Source organism: Streptomyces sp. NPDC048353 (assembly GCF_055587165.1).
On record NZ_JBVJGU010000009.1, the window covers coordinates 264,542 to 285,987 of the forward strand.

The window sequence follows — 21,446 nt, forward strand, 5'->3', positions numbered from 1 at the left end:
AGGGGCGCGGGCGCGGGGACGGACGGAAGCGGTACGCGGGCGTACGCGGGCGGTCGGGGATCCGGACGTACGGGGCCGGACCGACGGGCGGCGGGCTACGGGGCCGGAGGGGGCGAAGGAGCGGGCCGTGACGACGAGGGCGCCGTGGTCACCTCCACGGCCGGCGGCATCGGCCGGTCGGCCGTGCCGGGCCGCGGGCGCACCTGACCGTGGCGGGCCTGGCGCGGCGGTGCGCCGCCCTGGCCGGGAGGCGCCGGAGCGCGAGCGCCCCGGTGGTCGTCGGGGCCGGGCTCAGCGTCCGACCGTCGAACGCTGCCTCCGGTAGGCCGCGGCGGGATCGGCCCCGTTGATGTAGTACCAGGGGAACTCGGAGACGCGGCCCTCGGTCACCTCGAAGCACTCCCGGGCGGCTTCGCGGTCCCCGGCGAGGGAGAAGGCCATGGCGAAGGTGTTGAAGACCTGGTTCCACAGTCCTCGGCGGACGAAGTCCGGATGCCGGATGGAGTGGTCGGCGGCTTCCTGCAGCGACCGTCGCACCTCGGCCCGGCGCATGTAGGCGGCGTCCGGCCCGTCGTCGAGGGAGAGCCACTGTTCGAGGTGAGCGATGGCGACGAGCTGGCCGAGGAGCGTGCCGCCCGGAGCGCCGAAGGCGGACTCCCGTGCGAAGGCGTGCATCTCCTCGTGCGATCCGCCCCACTTGTCGCACACCTGCTGGAGCTGCTGCTGGTGGGCTCCCAGGTGGTGCGGGTCGCGCCGCACCGTCGCCTCGAACCGGCGGCGGGCGACGACGGGACCGACTTCCAGTCCGCGGCCGGCGGTCTGCAGGGAGTACCAGGGCGAGGTCCACCGCGGCTCGCGCTCGGCCGCTTCGTACAGCCACTGCTCGGCGAGGCGCAACCGGGTGTGGAACAGGTCGAACTGTGCGCGTGAGACGTCCTTCGCGCGGGCCCCCGTGCGGGCCTCCCACCCCCAGCTGACGTGGCGTACACCCGCCACGAGCCGGGGCAGCGCCGCATCGGGTTCCGCTTCGAGGACCTTCACGATCCAGCGTTCCACCCCGGCGGTGTCGCCGACCGCCCACAGCAACTCGGTCCGGTCCTCGCTCTCGGGGCGCGCTTCGAGCACATCCCGGACCGCCGGCCAGTCCCCCGCCTCGGCGGCGGCGCGTACGCGTCGCACGTCGGGATCGCCGGAGTCCCGCTGCACCTGTGCGACGGGCCGTCCCGTCCATCTCCCCAGCGTGAGCCCCCAATCACGGAGCAACGCCATGTCCCCACCCCTTGTCATGTTCGAACGGGGAGGTCGAAGATCACCCCACCCCGTGGGTGTAGTGACTATCATGCGCGACCGACAATCGCACACCCGTATTACTCCGGTGACCGGGGCGTTCGTCGCGTTATGGGGACCTGAGAGGATCGGCGGACCGTGTGACCGACCCAGGGGTGGAAACCATGACCGTTCTCGTGCTGCTCGGCGTCCTGGTGCTCGTCGTGGGCGGATGCGTCTGCGTGGTGTGGGCGGAACGCGGTGGGCCCCGGTGGGTCCGTGCCGTGGCCGCCCTCACGCTCGGCGCGGGGCGACTGCTGCGCCACGCCGACAAGAACCGGCGCCGCGGACTCGGCGGCGGAAACGGCACCGGCGGTTCGAGCGGCGACTGACGAACCGCCGCACCTCGGGGCGGGTCCGGTCCCGCCCCGGGCCGGGCCGGGCGTCACGGGGGCGCGGGCGAGGAGCGGCGCAGGTGGTCCAGGCGGCGGATGACGGGGGTGGCGGCGGCGCCGTGGAGGACCACGGAGAGCAGGACGGCGAAGGCGACCACCGACCAGAGCTGCCGTGCCTCGTCGGTCACGAGGGCCGTGCCGTGGCCGAGCGCGTACGCGAGGTAGAACAGCGAGCCGATGCCGCGGATGCCGAAGAAGGCGGTGACCACCTTCTCCTTGGGTCCCGCGGCGGCCCCGATCAGGCCGAGCAGGCCCGCGGCCGGCCGGACGACGAGGACGAGGAGGACGGCGACGAGGGCCCCCTGCCAGGTGAGGGCCGGCAGGCCTTCGGTGACGAGGAAGCCGCCCAGGAGGAAGAGCAGGCAGACGGTCAGCAGGCGTTCGATCTGTTCCGTGAACTCGTGGAGCACCTGGTGGTAGCCGTGGCTGCGCTCGGCCGCGCGGAGGGTGCAGGCGGTCACGAAGACGGCGAGGAAGCCGTAGCCGTGGAGCAGTTCGGCCGCTCCGTACGCCAGGAACGTGGCGCCCAGGGCGACGAACCCCTCCATGTGCTCCGACAGCCGCAACGCGTTCGTCCGCGCGCGGAAGAACATCCGGCCGAGCAGCCGGCCGGCGACGAGGCCCACCGCCACTCCGACCGCGATCTTGAGGAGGACGTCGACGAGCAGCCATCGCCCGATCCACTCCGCCGACCAGTCGCCGCCGGCCGCCGCGGCGAGGGCGAGCGCGGCCAGGACGAAGGGGAAGGCCAGCCCATCGTTCAGCCCGGCCTCGGCGGTGAGGGAGAACCGGACCTCGTCCTCGTCGTTCTCCGCGTCCGTGGGCTCGCCGACCCTCACCTCCGCCGCCAGGACGGGATCGGTCGGTGCGAGGACCGCGGCGATGAGCAGGGCGAGCGCGGGGGGCCAGTCGAGCAGGAGCGCGGCGAGCAGCGCCGTCCCGGCGATCGTCAGGGGCAGGCTGAGGCCGAGCAGGCGCCATGGACCGGCCCACGCGCGGCGGCCGAAGGGCCGGTTGAGTGCGAGGCCGGCTCCCATCAGCGACACGATCACGCACAGTTCGGTGGCGTGCTCGACCCAGAGCCGGTCCCGTACCGGATCGACCGTCGGCACGGGCAGCGGCAGCGCCGCCACCAACGCGCCGGCGGCGAGGAAGACGATCGGCATGGACAGGGGCCGTTTGAAGACGAGCCTCGGGACCACGGCGGCACCGAGCGCTCCCAAGCCCATCGCGAGGTAGACGGCGTCGGAGAGGATCACCCCGCCCATCCTGTCCGAAAGGTTCCCGTTCATGCGTGCGACCGGAGCCGAGCCCCGCGAGGTGGGCCGGGGACGGGGCCGCGGTTCCACCGTCCGGCGGTCCGGCGGTCCGGCCGTCCGGCGGTCCGGCGGGTCACTTCTTCGGGTCGTGGCCCCAGTTCATGAGGGAGTACCGCCACCGGGTGTCGGTGACATCGCCGCTCGGGCGCTGCTTGAGGTGGCGGTGGACGTATCCGGTGACCTTGCGCATGTGCGCCAGGTCGTCGTCGCTGAGGTCCGCCTTCCTGGTGTGGAGGAGTTCGACGATGCGGCGGCCGGAGGCGTGGCCCACGCTCTCGCCGCCGTCGCTCTGCCCGACGCTCTGGGACTCGTCGGTCGCCAGCCACTTCTCCAGACTGCCGGCGGTCATGTTGACCGCCTCCCCGAAGGCGGAGACGATCTCGTCCCGGTCGTCGTCCCGCTGCTCCGGGGCCATCAGGAGCTCTTGCCCTTCTTGCGCAGGGCGCCGGGCTTGTGCACGGCGGAGCGTCCGGACTTGTCGCTCTCCACCTCGTACTGCGGGTCCTCCTTCGAGGCGTCGACGGTCCGGCCCGCCGCCTCGGTGCGGCCGGTGATCTTCTTCTTGACCTTGCCCGGCACGGTCTGGCCATGGCTCTTCCACGACACCTTGTCCCCCTTGCCCAGGTCGTCCTTCTTCGTCATCGCGCTCTCCTTCCGGGGCCGCCGACTACCGGCGGCGATCGGCCGTTCCAAGAGGCCAGGGTGCTCCCGTACGGCTCCGTCCGCATGCGAGACGTACGGGAGCGGGGCCCGGCCGAGCGGTCCCTCGCCCGCCGGGGAGCGCGTACCGGCCCTCCGGGGATACGGACCGGTGCGTACCGGCCGGCTGCGCCGCTCGGGCGACCCGCCCCCCTGTCGGCCGCACGGACGCGCCCGGGCCGGCCGTGGCGGCGCGCGGGTGTCAGCCGTTCAGGGAGTTCATCAGCTCGGGCGCGTAGCGGTCGCCGGAGGCGATGCCGCGCGGGGCGACCGCCTCGATGGCCGCGATGTCCCCGGCGGTGATCGTCACCTCGGTGGCGGCGGCGTTCTCCTCCAGGAGACGGCGGCGCTTGGTCCCGGGGATCGGGACCGCTCCCTGGTGCAGCACCCAGGCGAGCGCGAGCTGGGAGGGGGTGACCCCCTTCTCGTCGGCGATGCGGCGCACCTGGTCGACCACGGCGAGGTTGCGGGCGAAGTTCTCGCCCTGGAAGCGCGGGTCGGTGAGGCGGAAGTCGTCGGCGGCGAAGTCGTCGGGCGTGGTGATCGCGCCCGAGAGGAAGCCGCGGCCCAGCGGGGAGTACGCCACGAGGCCGATGCCCAGCTCTTCCAGCGCGGCCCGGACGCCGTCGCCCTCGACGCCCCGCTCGAAGAGGGAGTACTCGCTCTGCACGGCAGTGAGGGGGTGCACGGCGTGGGCCCGCCGGATGGTGGCCGCCGCGGCCTCGCTCAGGCCGAGGTAGCGGACCTTGCCCGCGGTGACGAGCTCCGCCATGGCGCCCACGGTCTCCTCGATGGGGACGTCCGGGTCGACGCGGTGCAGGTAGTACAGGTCGATGTGGTCGGTGCCAAGGTGCCGCAGCGAGCGGTCGGCGGAGCGGTGGACGTACTCCGGCGTGCCGTTCCGGCCGATCATCTCGCCGGCGTCCGTGAACTCGATGCCCGTCTTGGTCGCGACGACCGCCTTCTCCCGGCGGCCGGCCAGCGCCTTGCCGAGAAGTCGCTCGTTGAGGAACGGGCCGTAGCTCTCGGCGGTGTCCAGCAGGGTGATCCCGAGCTCCAGGGCCCGGTCGATCGTGGCGAGGGCCTCGGTCTCGTCGGTGGCTCCGTAGAAGGCGCTCATGCCCATGCAGCCGAGCCCTTCCGCGCCGACCGTCAGACCCTGGGTGCCCAGTGCGCGCTCTTGCATGTCGTCCACTCCGCTCCGTATGTAACTAACTGGATAGTTTGAGCATGCCCGGCCCTCGCCGACTTGTCAATAACTAGATAGTTACTTGGTAGGGTGATCGGCATGGCACGGGATTCCCACGCGACCAAGGCCCGGCTCCTCGACGCGGCTCTGACCGAGTTCGCCACCCACGGCATCGCCGGGGCGCGCGTCGACCGCATCGCCGAGGCCGCCGACGCGAACAAACGGCTCATCTACGTGTACTTCGGCAACAAGGAACAGCTCTTCGACCATGTCATGGAGCGGGCTCTGGCGGCGGGGGCCGAGTCGGTGCCCTTCGACGTCGAGGACCTGCCCGGGTACGCCGGCGCGATCTTCGACCTCCTCAGCGGCCGGCCGGAGCTGATGCGGCTGGTCCTCTGGAAGCAGCTGGAGCGTCCGGCGGCCACGCCGGCGCAGCAAGAGGCGTACGCCGCCAAGGCGCGCGCGCTGGCCGCCGCCCAGCAGGCCGGCCGGGTCGACCCGGCCTTCGAGCCCACCGACATCCTGACCCTGGTCCTGGCCCTGTCGCAGGCCTGGTTCGCGGCCGCGGGCGGCCCCGCGACCGAGCCCGACGGCTCCGCCTGGGACGCGCGGCGCAGGTCGGCGCACCGCGCGGCGGTCGTGGAAGCGGTCGGCCGCCTCACCGCTCCCCCGGCGCCGCCCGGCAGCTGACCGGGACCGCCCGGCCCGCCCGTACCGCGCCGCCCCGTACGGGTCGAGCCGCGGTGACGGCCCGCGGTCGACGGCCGACCGCATGGTCGCGCCCGGCCGTCGGCCGTCACCGCCGGAGGCTGAGCACGAGGTCCCGGGGCAGGCCGTGGGTGTCGTGGAGGTAGTGGAAGTCCTCCTCGTCCAGCGGGCCGCGGAACCGCGGCCGGCCGAGGACCTGCCGTCCCCGTTCCAGGAGCCGGGTGAACCGGCGCTCCTCTTCCAGGAGCATCCGACGCACGTGCGTCGGATCCCCCTCCTGGCGGAAGCGGTCCAGGGTGTGCCGGATCGGTTCGAGCGGCAGGTCTCCGAGACTCCGCGTCGGGTCGTCCCGCCACAGCACGGTGAGCACCCGTCGCACGAGACGGCGCAGCACGTACCCCCTGCCGGTGGGGGCCGGGCGCACCCCGTCGCCGATCACCAAGACGGCCGAGCGGAGATGGTCGCAGACCACCCGGTGCGAGGGTTCGTCCAGCGGCCACAGGGACGTGAGGGCGGTGCGCCACGGGGCGAAGACGTCGCTCTCGTACACCGACGACGTGCCCTGCAGGAGCGAGGCCAGCCGTTCGAGGCCGAGTCCGGTGTCGACGTTGCGCTGGGGCAGCGGTACGAGGGAACCGTCGGCGAGTCGGCGGTGGCGCATCATCACGTGGTTCCACACCTCCACCCAGCGGTCGTCCCCGGTGGGCGTCGAGTGGGGCGGGGGCGGCGTGTCGCCGCTCCACAGGAAGATCTCCGAGTCGGGTCCGCAGGGGCCGGTCGGCCCGTTGGACCACCAGTTGTCCTCCACGGTGAGCTCGACGGGGATTCCGCGGTCCTGCCACAGTTCGAGGGAGGCGGTGTCCGGTCCCGTCCGCTCGTCCCCGCCGAAGACCGTGGCGTGCAGCAGCCCGGGATCGATGCCCAGCCCTTCCGTGAGCAGGCCGTGGGCCCAGTCGAGACTTCGCGGCCCTTCGTAGTCGCCGAGCGACCAGGTGCCGAGCATCTCGAAGACCGTGAGGTGGGTGGGGTCGCCCACCTCCTCCAGGTCCGTCGTCCGCAGACAGCGCTGTACGTTGACCAGCCGCCTGCCCAAGGGGTGGGGCCGGCCTTCGAAGTGGGGCGTCAGCGGATGCATGCCGGAGGTGGTGAACAGCACGGGATCGCCGGGCGGGGGCAGCAGCGTCGAGCCGGTGATCTGGTGGTGGCCGCGCTCCTCGAAGTACTCGACGAACGTGCGGACGATCTGGTCCGTGTGCATGAAGTGGCTCCTTCGCTTCGGGGCGGGAAGGCGCCGGGAAACGGTACGGAGCGGAAGTCGTCGGAGCGGAGCGGAATCGCCACGCGACCACCGGCGGACCGTTTTCCGGTCGCCGGTGGAGAGGGAACGTCAGGCGGCGGCCGGCGAGCTGGTCGCTCGCGCGGTCGCGGTGGTGGTTCGGCCGATGACGTTCATACGAACGAGGCTAGCGGGTCCGGCCCCCGCGGGCACCCGAATTCCGGCGCGGCCCGCGCGACGGCCACGCGGGGGGGGCGGTCGGCCCGGGCGTCGCATCTCCATCGGGGGGAGGGGCGGGGAGTCGGGCAGCGAAGCGCCTGCACGCGGGGCGAGGCGAGCCAGGCTCGGTCGTCGAAGCCCCCTCACGCGTCGCGCGGCGGGTTGGGCCTCGGGCGTCGAATCCCCTTCGCGCGCGGCGGGCCGGGGCTGGCAGGGTGTCCGTCATGAGTCCCGCGCGCCCCGAACCGACTCGTCACCACGACCACGGCACGTGGCTCGTCCAGTTCACCGACCGCGTGCTCGTGGTCTGCCCGCGGTGCGGCGGACGCGCGCTCGTCGCGCCCCTGCCCCACCTCGCGCCGCCGAAGTACTTCAGCGCCCTGCTGTTCCGGCCCCGCCGCCTCACCTGCACCGGCTGCGGCGCGGTCGCCGAGTGGACGGCCGGACAGCGGGGCCGCGGCCTGGTGGGGGCGGTGCCGGGCGGCACCGAAGACCCCTTCTTCCGACGCCCGTTGTGGCTGCAGACCCGCTGCGCGGGGCGGATCCTGTGGGCCTACGACGCACGGCACGTCGACGCCCTCACCGACTATGTGGGCGCCCGGCTGCGCGAGCGGCACGCCTCCCCGACGATGGCGATGTTCGCCCGGCTGCCCGGCTGGATGAAGTCGGCGGCCCGCCGTGACGAGGTCCTGGCCGGCCTGGCCTCCCTCCGCGCCCTCGCCGACCGCTCCTCCCCCGCCGACCGCCCGGCGATCGCCCACGAACGCGGCGACCGCCCCCGCCACCACGGCAGCCTGTTCTTCGGCGACCCTACCTAGTGCCGTATCAAGCAACGTTCGCCCAGTTGTGACGCGCCGTCCGGATGGAGCTCCGGGCGGCGCGTTGTGCGTCATGCTTTTCAGGGGGCTGAGCGTGTGCGGGTCCGCGGGATCGATGACGGCGAGGGTCAGCGGCTGCTGCGGATCGTCCGCCGAGGCACCGAATCCGTGGTGACCTGGCGCCGAGCCCAGATGGTGCTCTTATCGGCCCAGGGCATGGACGTGACCAAGGTTGCCAAGGTGACGTTCACCAGCCCGGACCGGGTCCGGGACGTGATCCACAACTTCAACGCCGACGGCTTCACCTCGCCCTACCCGAAGTACAAGGACAGCCGGCCGAAGACGTTCACCTTGCCCGAGCGGCGTGAGATCAAGAAGGTCGCCAAGTTCAGGCCGGTCGAGCACGCCTGCCGTTCTCGACCTGGAGCCTGGTCAAACTGGCCGACTTCCTGATCGCCGAGGGGGTGGTCGACCACATCAGCCACGAGGGCCTGCGCATCCTGCTCCACGAGGAAGGCGTCACTTTTCAACGCCTGAAGACCTGGAAGACCTCCCGCGACCCCGACTACGCGGTCAAGAAGGCGCGCGTCGAGCACCTTTACGCCCTCGCCGACGGCGAGGTCATACCCGAGGAGAGCGAGCCAGAGGTCGTCTTCTGCATGGACGAGTTCGTCCCCCTCAATCTCCAACCCCACCCCGGCCGCCAGCGGACCGGACGCGGCGGCAAGCACAAGGACACCGACCGCGAACCGCGCCGCCGGGCGACCTACACCCGCCCGCACGGCGTCCGCCACCTGTTCGCTGCCTACGACCTGTGCAAAGACCAGCTCTATGGCCACATCAAGAAGACCAAGAACCGCTCCAAGTTCCTGGAGTTCTGCCGCTACCTGCGCTCCCTCCACCCCGTTGGCAAGCGCATCGCGATCATCTGCGACAACTTTTCCCCGCACCTGACCACCAAACGCTCCCGCCGCGTCGCCGACTGGGCCGAGGCCAACAACGTCGAGATCGCCTACACCCCGACCAACAGTTCCTGGCTCAACCGCATCGAGGCTCAGTTCATCGCCCTGCGTTACTTCGCCCTCGATGGCACCGACCACCCCACCCACAAGGCCCAGGGCAGCATGATCCGCCGCTACATCATCTGGCAGAACAAGAACGCCGCCGACAAGCGTCTCAAAGCCCTCGTGAGTAGGGCTAACGCAGCATGACCTGCAGCGGCAACGGCAGCGGCCGCGGCAGCGGCGCGGGCGACGGGCGACGGGCGACGGGCGACGTCACCACAAGTGAAGGAAGCTCCGGACATCGTCATAGCCGTCGAGGGCCCGACCATCCACATCCGACGGATCCGCCTCGGCCCGCGCCGCCAGCGACTCCGCCAGGGCACAGGCCTCATCGCTGAGATGCCCAAAGCGTCGAGCGGCATGGCCCAGGCACAGCCCAGCCAGCCCGAGCAGCGGACTACCCGACACAGCCCGCGTCCCGACCTGCACGCACCAGTGCTCAACGAACCCCGCGTCGTCGTCGTTCAACGCGGTGCCGACCAGGACTCCCGCCGCCTCGCCCTCTGCTGAGCGGTCACGCAGAGCCCGCTCCAACGTCTCGACCACTACCCCGTGAGGCAGCGCGGGAGGGTTCTCGAAGCTCAGATGAGAATGCATCCCGCGAGACTACGCGGACCGTATCCAACGGCTCCATGCCGCGGGCCCGTCCGGCAGGACGGGGCGAACGTTGCTTGATGCGGCACTAGGTCATGTCTGGCAAATGCTTATTCGGTGGGTTCGCGAAGCCAGAGGACAAGGGAGGCCAGGACGACGGTAGACGGTCTTGTCTAAGGCAGGTGTTCTGCCGTCCAGGGCTCCGCGGCGTCGGCGGTTGGCCGCCTGGTCGGGGCGTTCGGAGATCGTGGCGGTGATGCCCCGGCTCCGCAGCATGTGGCGGTTCGCCCGGCTCGGACAGTCCTTGTCGTCACTGACCCGCACATGCTCCAGCAGCGTCGCCCCGGTCCTGTCCGCTCCCAGCGGGCAAACCGCTCGTAGACCGTCTGCCACGGCCCGTACCGCTCCGGCAGATCACCGCACGGCGCCCCGGTCCGCCGCCGCCACAGCGCACCGTTGGTGCCCCTGGGCGATGGTCACGCCACGGACGACCACGCCCGTCCATCCGCTGCAGCAGAGGCTCGATCCGTTCCCCCCGCCTCGGCCGTCAACTCGCCTCGGCCCGCCACGGGGTCAATGATCCGACGCCTCGCGATCCGACCTGCGAGCGGTGGTTTCCACGAACCGGCTTAGCCGATAGGCGCTCTGCTCCACTGGACGTCGGCACAGCGTGTCAATCCGGATGAGCGATTCGTCGATCCCCTCCTCCCGAAGGCGCCGCAGGTGCGCACGCAACTCTGCCTGGTCCTTCGTCTCAAGAACTACTTCCCACTGTCCGGCGTCCGGCGCAGTACGAGTAGCCGGCCGCTGCCTCCCCGCCTCTTGCCGCCTCTTCCTCTTCCCCTGTCCTGGCATCGACCCAGAATCGCTGGCCGACGCCGCCACAGCAAGAACATTGCGCCGAGCACCACGTCTACGTTCGGTGATCATTTGTCGGACACGACCTCGGGGGCGTTTCGTCCCGCCCGGGACTTCGGGTGTCACCGGTACCGCCTACGATGACCGCCCATGAGTACGAGTGAGGACGGAAGACCACTGGTCGACGGGCGGTTCCAGTTGATCTCCCGGCTGGGCAGCGGCGGCATGGGGACCGTCTGGCGAGCGCGCGACGTCGCCCTGCACCGCGATGTCGCCCTGAAGGAAGTCCGTCCGCCCGATCCGGCGGTCGAGGAGGCCAACCCGGGACTCGCCGCGCAGATGCGCGAGCGTGCCGTCCGTGAGGCCCGTGCGCTGGCGCGTCTCTCCAATCCGCACGTGGTGACGATCCACCACATCGTCGAGCCGTCCGACGGCGCGCATCCGTGGATCGTGATGGAGCTCGTCGAGGGCCGGTCGGTGTACGAGCGGCTGGCCGAGGGGCCGATGCCCGTCCCCGAGGTCGTCACGCTCGGCCGGCAGGTCCTCTCCGCCCTGCGCTCCGCGCACTCCGCCGGGATCCAGCACCGCGACGTGAAACCGGCCAACGTCCTCCTCCGTACCGACGGCAGCGCCGTCCTCACGGACTTCGGCATCGCGGTCCTCAGCGAGTCGACGTCGCGGCTCACCTCCACCGGCGACCTGATCGGCTCGCCCGAGTTCATCGCTCCCGAGCGGGTGCGGGGCGAGGAGGGGAACCCGGCCTCCGACCTGTGGTCGCTGGGCATGCTGCTGTACGTCGCGGCCGAGGGCCATCACCCGCTGCGCCGCTCCACCAGTCTGGCGACGGTGGTCGCCGTTTTGGACGACCCGATCCCCCCGCCGGTGCGGTCCGGCGCCCTGGGGCCCGTACTCGATCGTCTGCTGGTCCGCGATCCCGCCCAGCGCCCGGACGCCGCGGAGTTGGACCGGCTCCTGGCAGAGGCCGAGTCCGGGACCGGTAGCGGAGGACGGCAGTCCGCGAGTGTGCCCCCGGCCGAGACTCCCCCGGGGCCTCCGGGCACGCCCGCCCCCGCCGGCCCCTTCGGCGCCCCGTACGCCCACCCCGCCTACGCCGCCTCCGCGCCCCAGTCCTGGGGCACACCGACCGCCCCCTCCTCCGTCGCCGCGCCCGCCGACGGCTTCGGCCACCCCCTGCCTTTCCCCACCCCCTCGCCCTCCACCCCACCGGCGCGGTCCGGCCGACGCGGCGCCGTGATCGCCGTCTCCCTCGCGCTGGCGACCGCCGCCGTGATCATCGGCGCCGTGAAGCTGATCCCGGACGGCGGCGCCGGCTCCGGCGCGAAGGGCGGCGCGACGCCCAGCCGGTCGAGCACGGAGACGAGCCGGGCGGCGACTGCCGGGAGCGGGTCCGGAGGCGGCAGCGGCGCCGACGCGGACTCCGACACCGCGGCGCCCCGGGGCAGCCTCCTCACCCCGGCCAACACGCGTGCCGTCATCGAGGCGTTCCGCGAGGCCGGCGGCAGCACCACGATGAAGGAGCTGACGATCTACGAGGAGTACGCCCTCGCGGGCATCATGACCAAGCCCGGAGCGAAGACGTACGACGCGTACGAGTACCGCAACGGCGTCGCCCGCAAGACCGGCCCCGGCGGCACGATCGGCGCGACGGACGAGCAGCCCTTCGACGTCTCCACCCTGCCGTGGGACACGCTTCCGACGCTGATCAAGCGGGGAGAGCGCGATCTGAAGGTCGAGAACCCGACCATGCGCTACGTCATCGCCGACCGTTGGACCTTCAACGACGACCGCCCGACGCTGCGCTTCTACCTCATCAACGAGTACAACGCGGTCGGTTACCTGGCCGCCGACACCGCCGGCAAGGTCGTGTCGAGCCACCCGGCCTCCTGATCACCGGAGCGTTCCGGCCCCGGGTCGCCCGGGGCCGGGACGCGCCGGGTCGCTCAGGGCCTGTCGTTCAGTTCGGCGACGATCGACGCCGGGGTGTGGCCACTGGTGTCCGACACCTTGTGGAAGTCCAGGGAGACGAAGTTCGGGTCACGGCCTCCGGCCGCCGGACGGCACTGTTGCGCGATGCGGTCCCGCAGCTTGGAGCCGTTGTCCAGGGCCGCGTTGATCAGGGTCGGGACGTTGCGCTGGTGGCTCATCGTGAACAGGCGCCGGAAGCCGGGCTCCTGGCGGTTCAGCGGCACGTCGGGCCAGCGGGTGACGCAGGAGACGTCGTTGCCCAGGTCGCCGAGGCTCCAGAAATTGCTCACGGTCCATGAGCGGTCGTACATCACGCCGAGGTGCTCGCGGTCGCCCTCGCTGGAGAAGATCAGCAGGCGCTTTCCGCTCGCGACGAGATCGGTCATCTTGGGCCAGCCCTGCTGCCTGACGTTCCACTCGTCCGGCTTGAAGAGCAGCGGTGACAGGCCCCGCACCTTTTCGAGGGAACGGCCGAGCCGGTCGGCGCTGACGTAGTCCTCGAGGAAGAGGGAGACGACTTCCTGGGGGTGGGCGTTCAGGAAGTCGACGACGGTCTGCACCGTGCCGTGGAAGGACTGGCGGGGCAGGGCGTACGTGACGCCGGCGAAGGTCTTGCACTCGCCGTGGCAGAGGTAGACGTCGCTGGGGTAGCAGTCGCTGCCGAAGCTGATGACGCACAGCCAGGTGCTGCGCTCGTACCAGTGCGTGTCCAGGCTCAGCCCGCGCACGCCGTTGTCCAGCTGGTGGCGCACCGACTCGGACTGGGCCACCGACGTCCAGCGGGAGTCCTCGTAGTTGGCGAAGGCGTTGTGCGTGGCCAGGAAGGACACCTCGTCGAGGCGCTGGTCGCCCCAGCGTGCCCGGGCCCCCTCCACCGTGCCCGCCGGGACGGCGGCGCCGGTGACGGTTCCGGCGTTGGCGCCCGCCGGGACGGCGGCGCCGGTGACGGTTCCGGCGTTCCCGGTGCCGGGACCGGGCGGGGCCGCGGAGGCCACACCACCCACCGTACCGAGGAGCGCCACCAGCAGGAGGACCACGAGGGAGCGCCGGCCGGAGCGGCGCAGACGGGCGGCGCGGGCGTTCCCCGGGCCGGGGCGAGGCGCGCGGGAACGACGGCCGCTCACGCTTGATCGAAGCGTGCTCATGTCAATCATGTCGCGGAGAGTAGCGCGTCGATCGGCGACTCGTCCCCCTCCGCGCACTTTCCACCGGAACCGGCAGTCGCCCAGGAGGATTTCGGGTACGCCCCGTCAACACGGCAGCCCTTGACCTTCCCTCGCCCCCGCGCCACGCCGGGCCGACGGTCTCCGCTCAGAAAGTGGCTACCGACTGGTAGCCCTTTCGTCGCCTACCGTCCAGTATTAGCCGCGAGCATGTCAACCACCCACACCGGTCGACTACTTGGGAGACCCCCATGCCCGCCACCCCCCTCCGCAGACGCGTCACCGCCGGCGCCACCGCGTCCGTCGCCGTGACCGCCCTCCTCGTCCTCGGCCCGGCGCCCACCGCCTCCGCCGCCGAGACGCACACGACCGTTTCGTCGGCCGCCCTCGGCGGCGTGGACTACGACACCTGGCGCCGTGACGTGGCGGCCGTCGTCGCCGAGGCCCGGCCGTACATCCAGGCGCGCTCCGAGGACGCCGACGAGGAGAAGCAGGCGATCGTCCTCGACATCGACAACTCCTCGCTGGAGACGGACTTCCACCCCTTCTGGGAGCTGCCCACCCCGGCCATCCCGGACGTCCGCACCCTGGTCCGCGACGCCCACGACCGTGGGGTGGCGGTCTTCTTCGTCACCGCTCGTCCGGGGATCATCTACTCCCTCACGGACTGGAACCTGAAGCAGGCCGGTTACCCGGTGAACGGGCTGTACGTGCGCTCCCTGCCCGACCTCTTCGGGCAGGTCAGCACGTACAAGACGGCGAAGCGCGCGGAGATCGAGGCCAAGGGCTACACGATCATCGCCAACATCGGGAACAACACGTCCGACCTCGTCGGCGGCCACGCCGAGCGCACCTTCAAGCTGCCGGACTACGGCGGCAAGCTCTCCTGACGCCCACGGCTCAGGGTGCGGGGCGCCGAGGCCATCGGCGCCCCGCACCGGGCGGCGGAGCCGCACGGCTCAGGCCGCTTCGGTGACCGGCACCCCCTGCGGCTCGGTCGCGCGCCCGGGACGGCGGAGTCCGCGTCCCGCCATACGACAGCCCACACAGTCCGCGTGGCCCTGCGCGGCCGTCCGGTCCTTCACGCGCCACGCCTGTCCGGCGGGCGGACGCGGGCCGCTCGCCTTGCCCCAGCCGCTCAGGTGGAGCGCCCAGGTGACGAGGGCGGCGAGGGCGACCACGCCGAGCCCGAGCCAGACGCCCGGCACCCACGCGGCCGTCATCGCGACGCCGGAGACGGTGAACCCGACGACGGCGAGGCAGGTCCCCGTCCATCCGGCGACGGTATGACCGAGGTCGTGGTCGCCGTGCATGCCGCTCATAGATCTCCTCAAGCCGACTCTGTCTGTATCTTCACCACGGAAGCAGGATCTTTTATCTCACGAGCTAAGTAACTTAGATGCTAAGGAGAATCTCCGTGAAGGGCAAGCCGCGCCCCGAGGCGACACCGCAGGAGGCGCTGGACGCCATGGACCGGATGGTCTCGCTCGCTCTCGTCTCCCAGCACGACATCGCGCAGCGGCTGGGCCTCAACGTGACCGACCTGACCTGTCTCGGGCACATCATCGGCGCCGGGGACCAACACCTGAACGCGGGCGATCTGGCCGAGCGGGCCAACATCACGACCGGCGCCGTCACGGGCGTGCTCAACCGCCTCGAACGCGCGGGGTACGTGCACCGGCAGCCCCACCCGGACGACCGCCGCCGCGTCCGCGTCGTACTCGACGCCTCGGCGGCCGAGCGGGTCTTCCGCGTGTACGGCCCGCACTACGAGCGGCTGGGCGCCCTCTTCGCCGACTACACCCCCGCCGAGACCGCGGTCCTGACCGACTGGTTCGTCCGCGCACGGGCCGCGATGCAGCTCTCCCTCGACGAGATCAGAGGGCAGTGACCGAGGGCCGACCGTGTCGAATCCAGGGCCGTCCGAAGGGCCGGAGAGGCGCCTTCCGTTGTGCCGGGGACGGAGCGGGTAAGGGCAAGTGATCACACCCGCGGGAGAAGAAGAGGGGCCGTTCCGCTCATGCGCATCGATCTGACAGGACGTACCGCGCTGGTCACCGGATCCACCCAGGGCATCGGCGCCGCCATCGCCACCGGCCTCGCCCGGGCCGGGGCCCGGGTCGGGGTCAACGGGCGGACGCGGGAGCGCGTGGAAGAGGCGGTGGAGGCCATCCATCGCACCGCCCAGGGGCCCAAGCCGGTCGCGGTGGTCGCCGACGTGACGACCGAGGACGGCGCGCGCCTGGCCGCCGAGGCCCTGCCGCAGGTGGACATCCTGGTGAACAGCCTCGGCATCTTCGGACCGGCCGACCCCCTCGACATCAGCGACGACGAGTGGCGCCGCTACTTCGAGGTCAACGTCCTGGCCGCGGTGCGGCTGATCCGCCGCTACCTCCCCGGCATGAGCGAGCGCGGATGGGGCCGGATCCAGAACATCGCCAGCGACTCGGCGGTGGTCATCCCGGCCGAGATGATCCACTACGGGATGTCGAAGACCGCGCTCCTGGCCGTCACGCGCGGCTTCGCCAAGCAGGCGGCCGGCACGGGCGTCACCGTCAACTCGGTCATCGCGGGCCCGACGCACACCGGCGGGGTCGAGGACTTCGTGTACGAACTGGTCGACCGGAATCTGCCGTGGGACGAGGCGCAGCGCGCCTTCATGCGCGAGCACCGGCCGCAGTCGTTGCTCCAGCGGCTGATCGAGCCCGAGGAGATCGCCCACATGGTCGTCTACCTCGCCTCCGACCAGGCGTCCGCCACGACCGGCGGCGCGCTGCGGGTGGACGGCGGGTACGTGGACTCGATCCTGCCCTGAGCGGGACACGGCCGTCCGGACGGGGATGTGTGCCACCTGCGGGTGAAGCCCGCGCCGAAGATCGGCGCGGGCGCGGTGCGTGCGGCGACACTGGACCGCAGCACCCGATGAGCGCATCGTCAGGGAAGGCGGACGTCATGCCGAACGGCACTGTTCTCCTGCCGCAGGTCTGACACGCGTGCGGAGGAGGCGTGTTCGTCCAGCAGTCGTTCAGGGGGGCTCATGGCAGCACCGCGCGCGTCCCGTACCCGGTCGCGTCTCCGGTACGGGTTCGACAATCTCATGGCCTACGGCACTCCCGCGCTCATCGGCTGGCTCTCGCTGGTGTGCCTGGCGATCGTCGTCCCGACGAGTGTGGTCCTCGTCTGGGCGGACCGCGCCGCGCCGCCCACCTTCTCCGGCCGCCTGGCGGCCGTGTGGCAGAACGTCGGCCGCACGCTGCGGCTGGGCGGCGAAGTCGGGCCTCCTCTCTACGTCCTGACGTCCGTACTGCTGGCGCTCGTGACCCTGCTGTTCGTGTCGGCGCTGGTCGGTCTGATCACCACGGGCCTCAGCGAGCGCCTCCTCGCCCTGCGGCTGGGCCGGTCGGTGGTGCTGGAGGAGCGGCACACGGTGCTGCTCGGCTGGTCCGACCAGGTGTTCCCGGTGGTCACGGAGCTGGTGGCGGCCAACGCCAACCGACGTCGGGCGGCGGTCGCCGTCCTCGCCGACAAGGACAAGGCCGAGATGGACGCCGAGATCGCCGGCCATGTCCCGGACAGCGGGACCACGCGTGTCATCTGTCGCAGCGGCCCCACCACCGACCCGACGGTCGTCGCGCTGGTGAGCCCGGACACGGCGAGGGCGGTCCTGGTGCTGCCGCCCGGCGGACGGAACGGCGACGCCCACGTCGTCAAGACGCTCCTCGCCCTCGACGCGATCGGCCCGGGCTCCGCGGACCGCGTCGTCGTCGCGGCGGTACGCGATCCCCGGCACCACCCGGCCGCCACCCTCGCGGCAGGCCGGCACGGGCACGTCCTCAGCATCGACGACATCGTCGCCCGGCTGCTCGTCCAGACCTCCCGCCAGCCCGGGCTCTCCCTCGTCTACCAGGAGCTGCTCGACTTCGCGGGCGCCGAGTTCTACGTCGTACCGGCGGGCGCGCTCGCAGGTCGCCCCTTCGGCGAGGCGCTCGCCGCCTTCGCCACCTCCTCGGTGGTGGGCCTCGTCCACGCCGACCGGGGCATCGGCCTCAACCCGCATCCGGACACCCGGATCGGCGAGGGTGACCGCCTCATCGTCATCACCGAGGACGACGACACCGCTCGGCTCCCCGACGGCGCCGTCCCGTCCCAGGCCGTGCCGGCCTCCCGCACCACCCCGGGCGCCGCCGTCATCCCCGAGGCCCGAGCCGGGGCGGAAGGCGACATGCGGGCCGGAAGTGACGTGGGGGCCGGAGGCGACATGCGGGCCGGAAGTGACGTGGGGGCCGGAGGCGACGTGCAGGCGGGGGGCGCAGCCGAGGACGGTGCCCTGAGGTCGGTCGGCGTCGCCGCGCCCACCAGGGCCCCCGCCCCGACCGCGCCCGTCGCCCACCAGGCCCCTGCGGCTCCCGTCCCACAGGTCGCACCCGCCGCATCCTTCGACGAGGCCGCCGTCGTCACGGTACGGGCCCGTGCCCGGGCGGCCGAGCGGTTGCTGCTCCTCGGCTGGAACCGCCGGGCCCCGCTGATCATCGAGCAGCTCGACCAGTACGTACGTCCCGGATCCACCCTCGACGTCGTGGCCCTCGGCGACGAGGCCACGCTCCGGGGGGTGGGCGCCGCCGGCGGACAGCTCACGCGTCTGCTGGTGCGTCACCACGGCGGCGACATCACCGAGCAGGCGACGCTGGCCGGGCTGGACGTCCCGTCGTACGACAGCGTCATGGTCATCGGGGACGAGAGCGGGCCCGCGACGGAGGAGGCGGAGACGGACGACCGGACGCTGGTGACGCTGCTGCACCTGCGGGCGATCGAGGAGTCCGCCCGGCGGGAGCTGCCCGTCATCACGGAGATGACCGACGACCGCAATCGCGTGCTCGCACCGGTGCGGGAAGGTGCCGACTTCATCGTCAGCGGGCGGCTGATCAGCCTGCTGATGACGCAGATCGCGGAGAACCGGCATCTGGCGGCCCTCTTCGACGAGTTGTTCAGCGCGGACGGCAGCGAGATCCACCTCAAGCCCGCCACGGACTACGTCCTGCCGGACCGGGAGGTCACCTTCGCCACCGTCGTCGAATCCGCGCGCCGTCGACACGAATGCGCCATCGGATACCGCCTGCGCGCCGAGGCCTCGACCGGGCCGGCCTACGGCGTCCGGGTCAACCCGGACAAGAGGGAGAGGGTGCGGTTCGGGCCGGACGACTGCGTGATCGTCGTCGCGGAAAGCTGACCGCCGCTCCCGCACACCCCCGCCCCTCCCGAGAACCGCGCGGGAGGGGCGGAGGCGCGAAGAGGCGGCGGGGCTTTTCTCAGGGCGTGCGAATGGGCGCTTGCCGGGGGTCAGGTGCAGGGGGTGCGTACGCCGCCGGTCTCGTCGCCCTTCAGGTAGATACCGCTGACGTAGCCGACCCCGCCGGCGTTCAGGGGCAGTCGTACCCACTTGTCGTTGGTGACGCCCTCGGCGGTGACCTTCTGCCCGACGATCCAGCAGTGTGCCGGGTAGGACTGGTTCGGGTACACCTTGCTGACGGCGTTGCAGGTGGTGGAGGCACAGGACCGGACGTTCGCCTCGGCCCACGCCGTCACCGTCGTGTCGCCCCCACCGCCACCGTCCGGCATGAACGTCACGTCCACCCAGTCGTTGTCCGACATGCCGAGGCCGTCCCAGAAGGTGCCGTCGGCGACATCGATGCCCGCGGGGTTGGCGACCCGGCGGCCGAACTCGTCGAGCCCGCCGTTGTAGCCGTTGAGGTAGGCCGCCTGGGACTCGGGGGTGCCCTGCGGCAGGTCGCGCCACATCTCCCGCTGCGACGACGGGTTCCAGTAGTCGTCCTTGGTGTTCCACGGGCCGACGTCCCACACGGGCGCGGTCTCGCAGCGGCCCTTGTAGCACAGCCGCACCTGGTATTCGTTCCCGCCGTTGCTCGCCAGCATGCGGCGCGAGGGCAGGGCCACGAAGTGGTCGCGCGGCTTGATCACGTGGCCGTTGGCGGTGGTGTGGCCGACCAGGCCCTCGCGGGTGGCGAACAGCCGGAAGGTGGGGCCGGAGGCGGCCGCCGCCTTGCCGTTCTCCGGGGCCTGCTGCGGCGCGGGCTGCTCGGCGGCGGCGCGGACGGTGACGGCGGACACGGTCGGCGCCAGACCGCCCGGGACGCCGAGGAGCGTGAGCCGGACCTGGAGCAGGGTGACCGCCCGGGGCAGCCGTACCGCACCGGCGCGGTCCGTGGCTCTCCACTGCGACCACGCGTCGGGGCGGTCGCCGCCGCGCACCTCCGTCAGCACCTGGGTGCCGACGGGGACGTGCGCCGAGGTCTGCACGGTGAACGCCGTCAGCGGGCCGCCGAGGTCGGTGCCGGGGGAGGTGTAGACGGCGTGGGAGTGGGCGGGGGCCGACGCGGTGCGGCGCGTTCCGTCCTCGACGGTGATCCCGCCCTGACGGCGGGCGATGTTGCTCCCGTCGGCCTTCGGCCCCGCCAGGTCGATGCGCCAGCTGCCGTGCGCCTTCCCGGCGCCCGCGCGGCCCGGCGCTCCGTCGGAGACGCCGACCGGCTGCCCGTCGGCCGTCTTTCCGTCGGCCAAGGGCCGGACGGCGCCCTGGGTACCCTCTGCGGCGACCGCGGCGGGAGCCGTCAGGCCCACCAGGAAGAGCAGCAGACAGAGGATTCGTGTCCACCGGGGCGTCGTACGCCTCCGGGAACGCGCGGATGTGACATGCACGGGATTCCCCCTTGATGACTACGGAACGAGAGCCGGCGAAGCGGCCGTTCCAGGGTTTACCGCAGGCTCCCGGCGGAGTCATTCCGCAAACTTACGGATGCCCTCCCGGCCCCCGGCGCGTCTAGGGTCCGTGGCGTCCGGCCGGGCGCCCCGCAACAGGCGGGGGCCGCCGCACCGGATCCCGCGGCTCGTCACGAGCCGGTACTCCAGGGAGGAACCTCACGTGCGACTTGGTCTGCGCGGCATGAATCCGCGGGCGGCCCTGCTGGCCGCGGCGGCCCTGCTGCTGCCCCTGGCGGTGGCCGCACCCGGCCACGCGGCGACGAAGAGCCCCGCCGGCGCCACCGCCTACGCCGGCTCCTGCCCGGCCGCGGGCGTGGTCACCCAGGGCTACAGCGGCAGCCACGACGGTGTCGACATCGCGAGCTCACTCGGCACCCCGATCCACGCCGTCGGCCCCGGCGAGGTCATCAACTCCGGCCCCGCACAGGGCTACGGCCAGTGGATCCGCATCCTGCACCCGGACGGCACCGTCACCGAGTACGGCCACATGTACCAGCGTGACGTGTCCGTCGGCCAGCAGGTGTCCGCGGGGCAGCGCATCGCGCTCATGGGCTCGGAGGGCGACTCCACCGGCGTCCACCTGCACCTGCGGGTGCGCGTCGGGACCTCCACCTCGGTCCGCGGCATCGACCCGGTCCCCTACCTGCGCGACCGCGGGGTGGGCCTGCCGTGCACGCCCGGTGGCGGCGGCGGCGGTTCCTCGGTGACGGCGTGGGCCGAGGCGAACGTCCGGTCCTGTGCCTCCACCACCTGCAACGCCGTCAGCAAGGTGTACCCGAACCAGTCCTACCCGGCACACTGCTGGATCGTCGGGCAGAAGGTCACCGCCGAGGGCGTCACCAACGACAAGTGGGTACGACTGCCCCTGAACGCCGGCGGGGTCGGCTACGTCAGCGGTATCTACCTGAAGGGCGACGAGACCGGCGGCGTACGCACCCCCTGCGCGTGACACGACACCCGCACCGCCGGGCATCGGGCGCCGCCGGGTCACGGTGACCGTGACCCGGCGGTGCCCGCACGCGTACGCCAGCGCCCGGATCCGGCCGGTCCCGCAC

General features: G+C 72.0%; 19 protein-coding genes and 2 pseudogenes. 10 read left to right on the top strand and 11 right to left on the bottom strand.

Translation table 11 applies throughout. The features are described 5' to 3' along the window. Positions 1–291: 291 nt before the first annotated feature. Positions 292–1,179 (bottom strand): hypothetical protein, encoded by an 888-nt coding sequence (locus tag ACZ6RC_RS29090; protein ID WP_469588725.1) that lies wholly within the window; start codon positions 1,177–1,179, stop codon positions 292–294. Between the two features lie 272 nt (positions 1,180–1,451). Between ACZ6RC_RS29090 and ACZ6RC_RS29095 the strand changes: the two genes are divergently transcribed. After that, entirely contained in the window at positions 1,452–1,658 is a 207-nt protein-coding gene (locus ACZ6RC_RS29095) for a hypothetical protein (protein WP_469588728.1), read from the top strand. Between the two features lie 53 nt (positions 1,659–1,711). Here the strand turns inward: ACZ6RC_RS29095 and ACZ6RC_RS29100 are convergent, their stop codons facing one another. The 4 genes from ACZ6RC_RS29100 to ACZ6RC_RS29115 all read right to left on the bottom strand — a co-directional run bounded on the left by ACZ6RC_RS29100 (position 1,712) and on the right by ACZ6RC_RS29115 (position 4,925). Then, positions 1,712–2,989: a cation:proton antiporter domain-containing protein gene (locus tag ACZ6RC_RS29100; RefSeq protein ID WP_469588887.1), complete on the bottom strand. Its 1,278-nt coding sequence runs from the start codon at positions 2,987–2,989 to the stop codon at positions 1,712–1,714. 124 nt (positions 2,990–3,113) lie between these two features. Then, positions 3,114–3,455 carry a DUF3140 domain-containing protein gene (locus tag ACZ6RC_RS29105; RefSeq protein ID WP_469588735.1) on the bottom strand — a complete coding sequence of 114 codons (342 nt, stop codon included), beginning with the start codon at positions 3,453–3,455 and terminating at the stop codon, positions 3,114–3,116. Continuing rightward, entirely contained in the window at positions 3,455–3,682 is a 228-nt protein-coding gene (locus ACZ6RC_RS29110; RefSeq protein ID WP_469588742.1) for a hypervirulence associated TUDOR domain-containing protein, read from the bottom strand. The genes ACZ6RC_RS29105 and ACZ6RC_RS29110 overlap by 1 nt, the downstream gene beginning before the upstream one ends. A gap of 259 nt (positions 3,683–3,941) precedes the next feature. Then, positions 3,942–4,925: an aldo/keto reductase gene (locus ACZ6RC_RS29115; RefSeq protein ID WP_469588745.1), complete on the bottom strand. Its 984-nt coding sequence runs from the start codon at positions 4,923–4,925 to the stop codon at positions 3,942–3,944. A 102-nt stretch (positions 4,926–5,027) separates the two neighbouring features. Here ACZ6RC_RS29115 and ACZ6RC_RS29120 point away from each other — a divergent pair, with 102 nt between their 5' ends. Continuing rightward, positions 5,028–5,618, top strand: coding sequence for a TetR/AcrR family transcriptional regulator (locus ACZ6RC_RS29120; protein ID WP_453619220.1), 591 nt, complete (start codon positions 5,028–5,030; stop codon positions 5,616–5,618). Positions 5,619–5,724: 106 nt separating this feature from the next. Here ACZ6RC_RS29120 and ACZ6RC_RS29125 read toward each other — a convergent pair whose 3' ends face one another. After that, positions 5,725–6,894, bottom strand: coding sequence for an alanine--tRNA ligase-related protein (locus ACZ6RC_RS29125; RefSeq protein ID WP_469588748.1), 1,170 nt, complete (start codon positions 6,892–6,894; stop codon positions 5,725–5,727). A 461-nt stretch (positions 6,895–7,355) separates the two neighbouring features. Between ACZ6RC_RS29125 and ACZ6RC_RS29130 the strand changes: the two genes are divergently transcribed. Both ACZ6RC_RS29130 and ACZ6RC_RS29135 read left to right on the top strand, forming a co-directional pair. Beyond that, complete coding sequence (locus ACZ6RC_RS29130; RefSeq protein WP_453619224.1) at positions 7,356–7,949, top strand: hypothetical protein; 594 nt, start codon at positions 7,356–7,358, stop codon at positions 7,947–7,949. A gap of 66 nt (positions 7,950–8,015) precedes the next feature. Further along, positions 8,016–9,160: pseudogene (locus ACZ6RC_RS29135) on the top strand (IS630 family transposase). Between the two features lie 66 nt (positions 9,161–9,226). Here the strand turns inward: ACZ6RC_RS29135 and ACZ6RC_RS29140 are convergent. Both ACZ6RC_RS29140 and ACZ6RC_RS29145 read right to left on the bottom strand, forming a co-directional pair. Next, a complete protein-coding gene (locus tag ACZ6RC_RS29140; RefSeq protein WP_469588752.1) occupies positions 9,227–9,610 on the bottom strand; it encodes a hypothetical protein in 384 nt (127 codons plus the stop codon). A gap of 303 nt (positions 9,611–9,913) precedes the next feature. Further along, positions 9,914–10,176 (bottom strand): annotated as a pseudogene (locus ACZ6RC_RS29145) (transposase); the annotation flags it as partial. Positions 10,177–10,615: 439 nt separating this feature from the next. Between ACZ6RC_RS29145 and ACZ6RC_RS29150 the strand changes: the two are divergent. Then, complete coding sequence (locus ACZ6RC_RS29150; protein WP_469588755.1) at positions 10,616–12,373, top strand: serine/threonine-protein kinase; 1,758 nt, start codon at positions 10,616–10,618, stop codon at positions 12,371–12,373. A 53-nt stretch (positions 12,374–12,426) separates the two neighbouring features. Here the strand turns inward: ACZ6RC_RS29150 and ACZ6RC_RS29155 are convergent, their stop codons facing one another. Next, a complete protein-coding gene (locus ACZ6RC_RS29155; protein WP_469588758.1) occupies positions 12,427–13,575 on the bottom strand; it encodes a PI-PLC domain-containing protein in 1,149 nt (382 codons plus the stop codon). Positions 13,576–13,865: 290 nt separating this feature from the next. On the opposite strand from ACZ6RC_RS29155, the gene ACZ6RC_RS29160 reads away from it, so the two are divergent. Beyond that, a complete protein-coding gene (locus ACZ6RC_RS29160) occupies positions 13,866–14,504 on the top strand; it encodes an HAD family acid phosphatase (protein ID WP_469588762.1) in 639 nt (212 codons plus the stop codon). A 69-nt stretch (positions 14,505–14,573) separates the two neighbouring features. Here ACZ6RC_RS29160 and ACZ6RC_RS29165 read toward each other — a convergent pair whose 3' ends face one another. Continuing rightward, entirely contained in the window at positions 14,574–14,936 is a 363-nt protein-coding gene (locus ACZ6RC_RS29165) for an HGxxPAAW family protein (protein WP_469588765.1), read from the bottom strand. Between the two features lie 95 nt (positions 14,937–15,031). Here ACZ6RC_RS29165 and ACZ6RC_RS29170 point away from each other — a divergent pair, with 95 nt between their 5' ends. The 3 genes from ACZ6RC_RS29170 to ACZ6RC_RS29180 all read left to right on the top strand — a co-directional run bounded on the left by ACZ6RC_RS29170 (position 15,032) and on the right by ACZ6RC_RS29180 (position 18,841). Further along, complete coding sequence (locus tag ACZ6RC_RS29170; protein WP_469588768.1) at positions 15,032–15,505, top strand: MarR family transcriptional regulator; 474 nt, start codon at positions 15,032–15,034, stop codon at positions 15,503–15,505. A 129-nt stretch (positions 15,506–15,634) separates the two neighbouring features. Next, on the top strand, positions 15,635–16,429 hold the full coding sequence (locus tag ACZ6RC_RS29175; protein WP_469588771.1) for an SDR family NAD(P)-dependent oxidoreductase: 795 nt from the start codon (positions 15,635–15,637) through the stop codon (positions 16,427–16,429). Positions 16,430–16,651: 222 nt separating this feature from the next. Then, positions 16,652–18,841, top strand: a complete 2,190-nt coding sequence (locus ACZ6RC_RS29180) for a CASTOR/POLLUX-related putative ion channel (protein WP_469588774.1) — start codon at positions 16,652–16,654, stop codon at positions 18,839–18,841. A 110-nt stretch (positions 18,842–18,951) separates the two neighbouring features. On the opposite strand, the gene ACZ6RC_RS29185 is transcribed toward ACZ6RC_RS29180, so the two are convergent. Next, the gene (locus ACZ6RC_RS29185) at positions 18,952–20,328 is read right to left on the bottom strand and encodes an SH3 domain-containing protein (protein ID WP_469588777.1); all 1,377 of its coding nucleotides are present in this window, start codon (positions 20,326–20,328) and stop codon (positions 18,952–18,954) included. A 223-nt stretch (positions 20,329–20,551) separates the two neighbouring features. Between ACZ6RC_RS29185 and ACZ6RC_RS29190 the strand changes: the two genes are divergently transcribed. After that, positions 20,552–21,340, top strand: coding sequence for a peptidoglycan DD-metalloendopeptidase family protein (locus tag ACZ6RC_RS29190; protein WP_469588780.1), 789 nt, complete (start codon positions 20,552–20,554; stop codon positions 21,338–21,340). Positions 21,341–21,446 lie beyond the last annotated feature (106 nt).

Coding starts and splice junctions, on each gene's coding strand:
- ACZ6RC_RS29095 (WP_469588728.1), top strand. CDS start 1,452: ATGACCGTTCTCGTGCTGCTCGGCGTCCTGGTGCTCGTCGTGGGCGGA.
- ACZ6RC_RS29100 (WP_469588887.1), bottom strand. CDS start 2,989: ATGGGCGGGGTGATCCTCTCCGACGCCGTCTACCTCGCGATGGGCTTG.
- ACZ6RC_RS29105 (WP_469588735.1), bottom strand. CDS start 3,455: ATGGCCCCGGAGCAGCGGGACGACGACCGGGACGAGATCGTCTCCGCC.
- ACZ6RC_RS29110 (WP_469588742.1), bottom strand. CDS start 3,682: ATGACGAAGAAGGACGACCTGGGCAAGGGGGACAAGGTGTCGTGGAAG.
- ACZ6RC_RS29115 (WP_469588745.1), bottom strand. CDS start 4,925: ATGCAAGAGCGCGCACTGGGCACCCAGGGTCTGACGGTCGGCGCGGAA.
- ACZ6RC_RS29120 (WP_453619220.1), top strand. CDS start 5,028: ATGGCACGGGATTCCCACGCGACCAAGGCCCGGCTCCTCGACGCGGCT.
- ACZ6RC_RS29125 (WP_469588748.1), bottom strand. CDS start 6,894: ATGCACACGGACCAGATCGTCCGCACGTTCGTCGAGTACTTCGAGGAG.
- ACZ6RC_RS29130 (WP_453619224.1), top strand. CDS start 7,356: ATGAGTCCCGCGCGCCCCGAACCGACTCGTCACCACGACCACGGCACG.
- ACZ6RC_RS29140 (WP_469588752.1), bottom strand. CDS start 9,610: ATGCATTCTCATCTGAGCTTCGAGAACCCTCCCGCGCTGCCTCACGGG.
- ACZ6RC_RS29150 (WP_469588755.1), top strand. CDS start 10,616: ATGAGTACGAGTGAGGACGGAAGACCACTGGTCGACGGGCGGTTCCAG.
- ACZ6RC_RS29160 (WP_469588762.1), top strand. CDS start 13,866: ATGCCCGCCACCCCCCTCCGCAGACGCGTCACCGCCGGCGCCACCGCG.
- ACZ6RC_RS29165 (WP_469588765.1), bottom strand. CDS start 14,936: ATGAGCGGCATGCACGGCGACCACGACCTCGGTCATACCGTCGCCGGA.
- ACZ6RC_RS29175 (WP_469588771.1), top strand. CDS start 15,635: ATGCGCATCGATCTGACAGGACGTACCGCGCTGGTCACCGGATCCACC.
- ACZ6RC_RS29180 (WP_469588774.1), top strand. CDS start 16,652: ATGGCAGCACCGCGCGCGTCCCGTACCCGGTCGCGTCTCCGGTACGGG.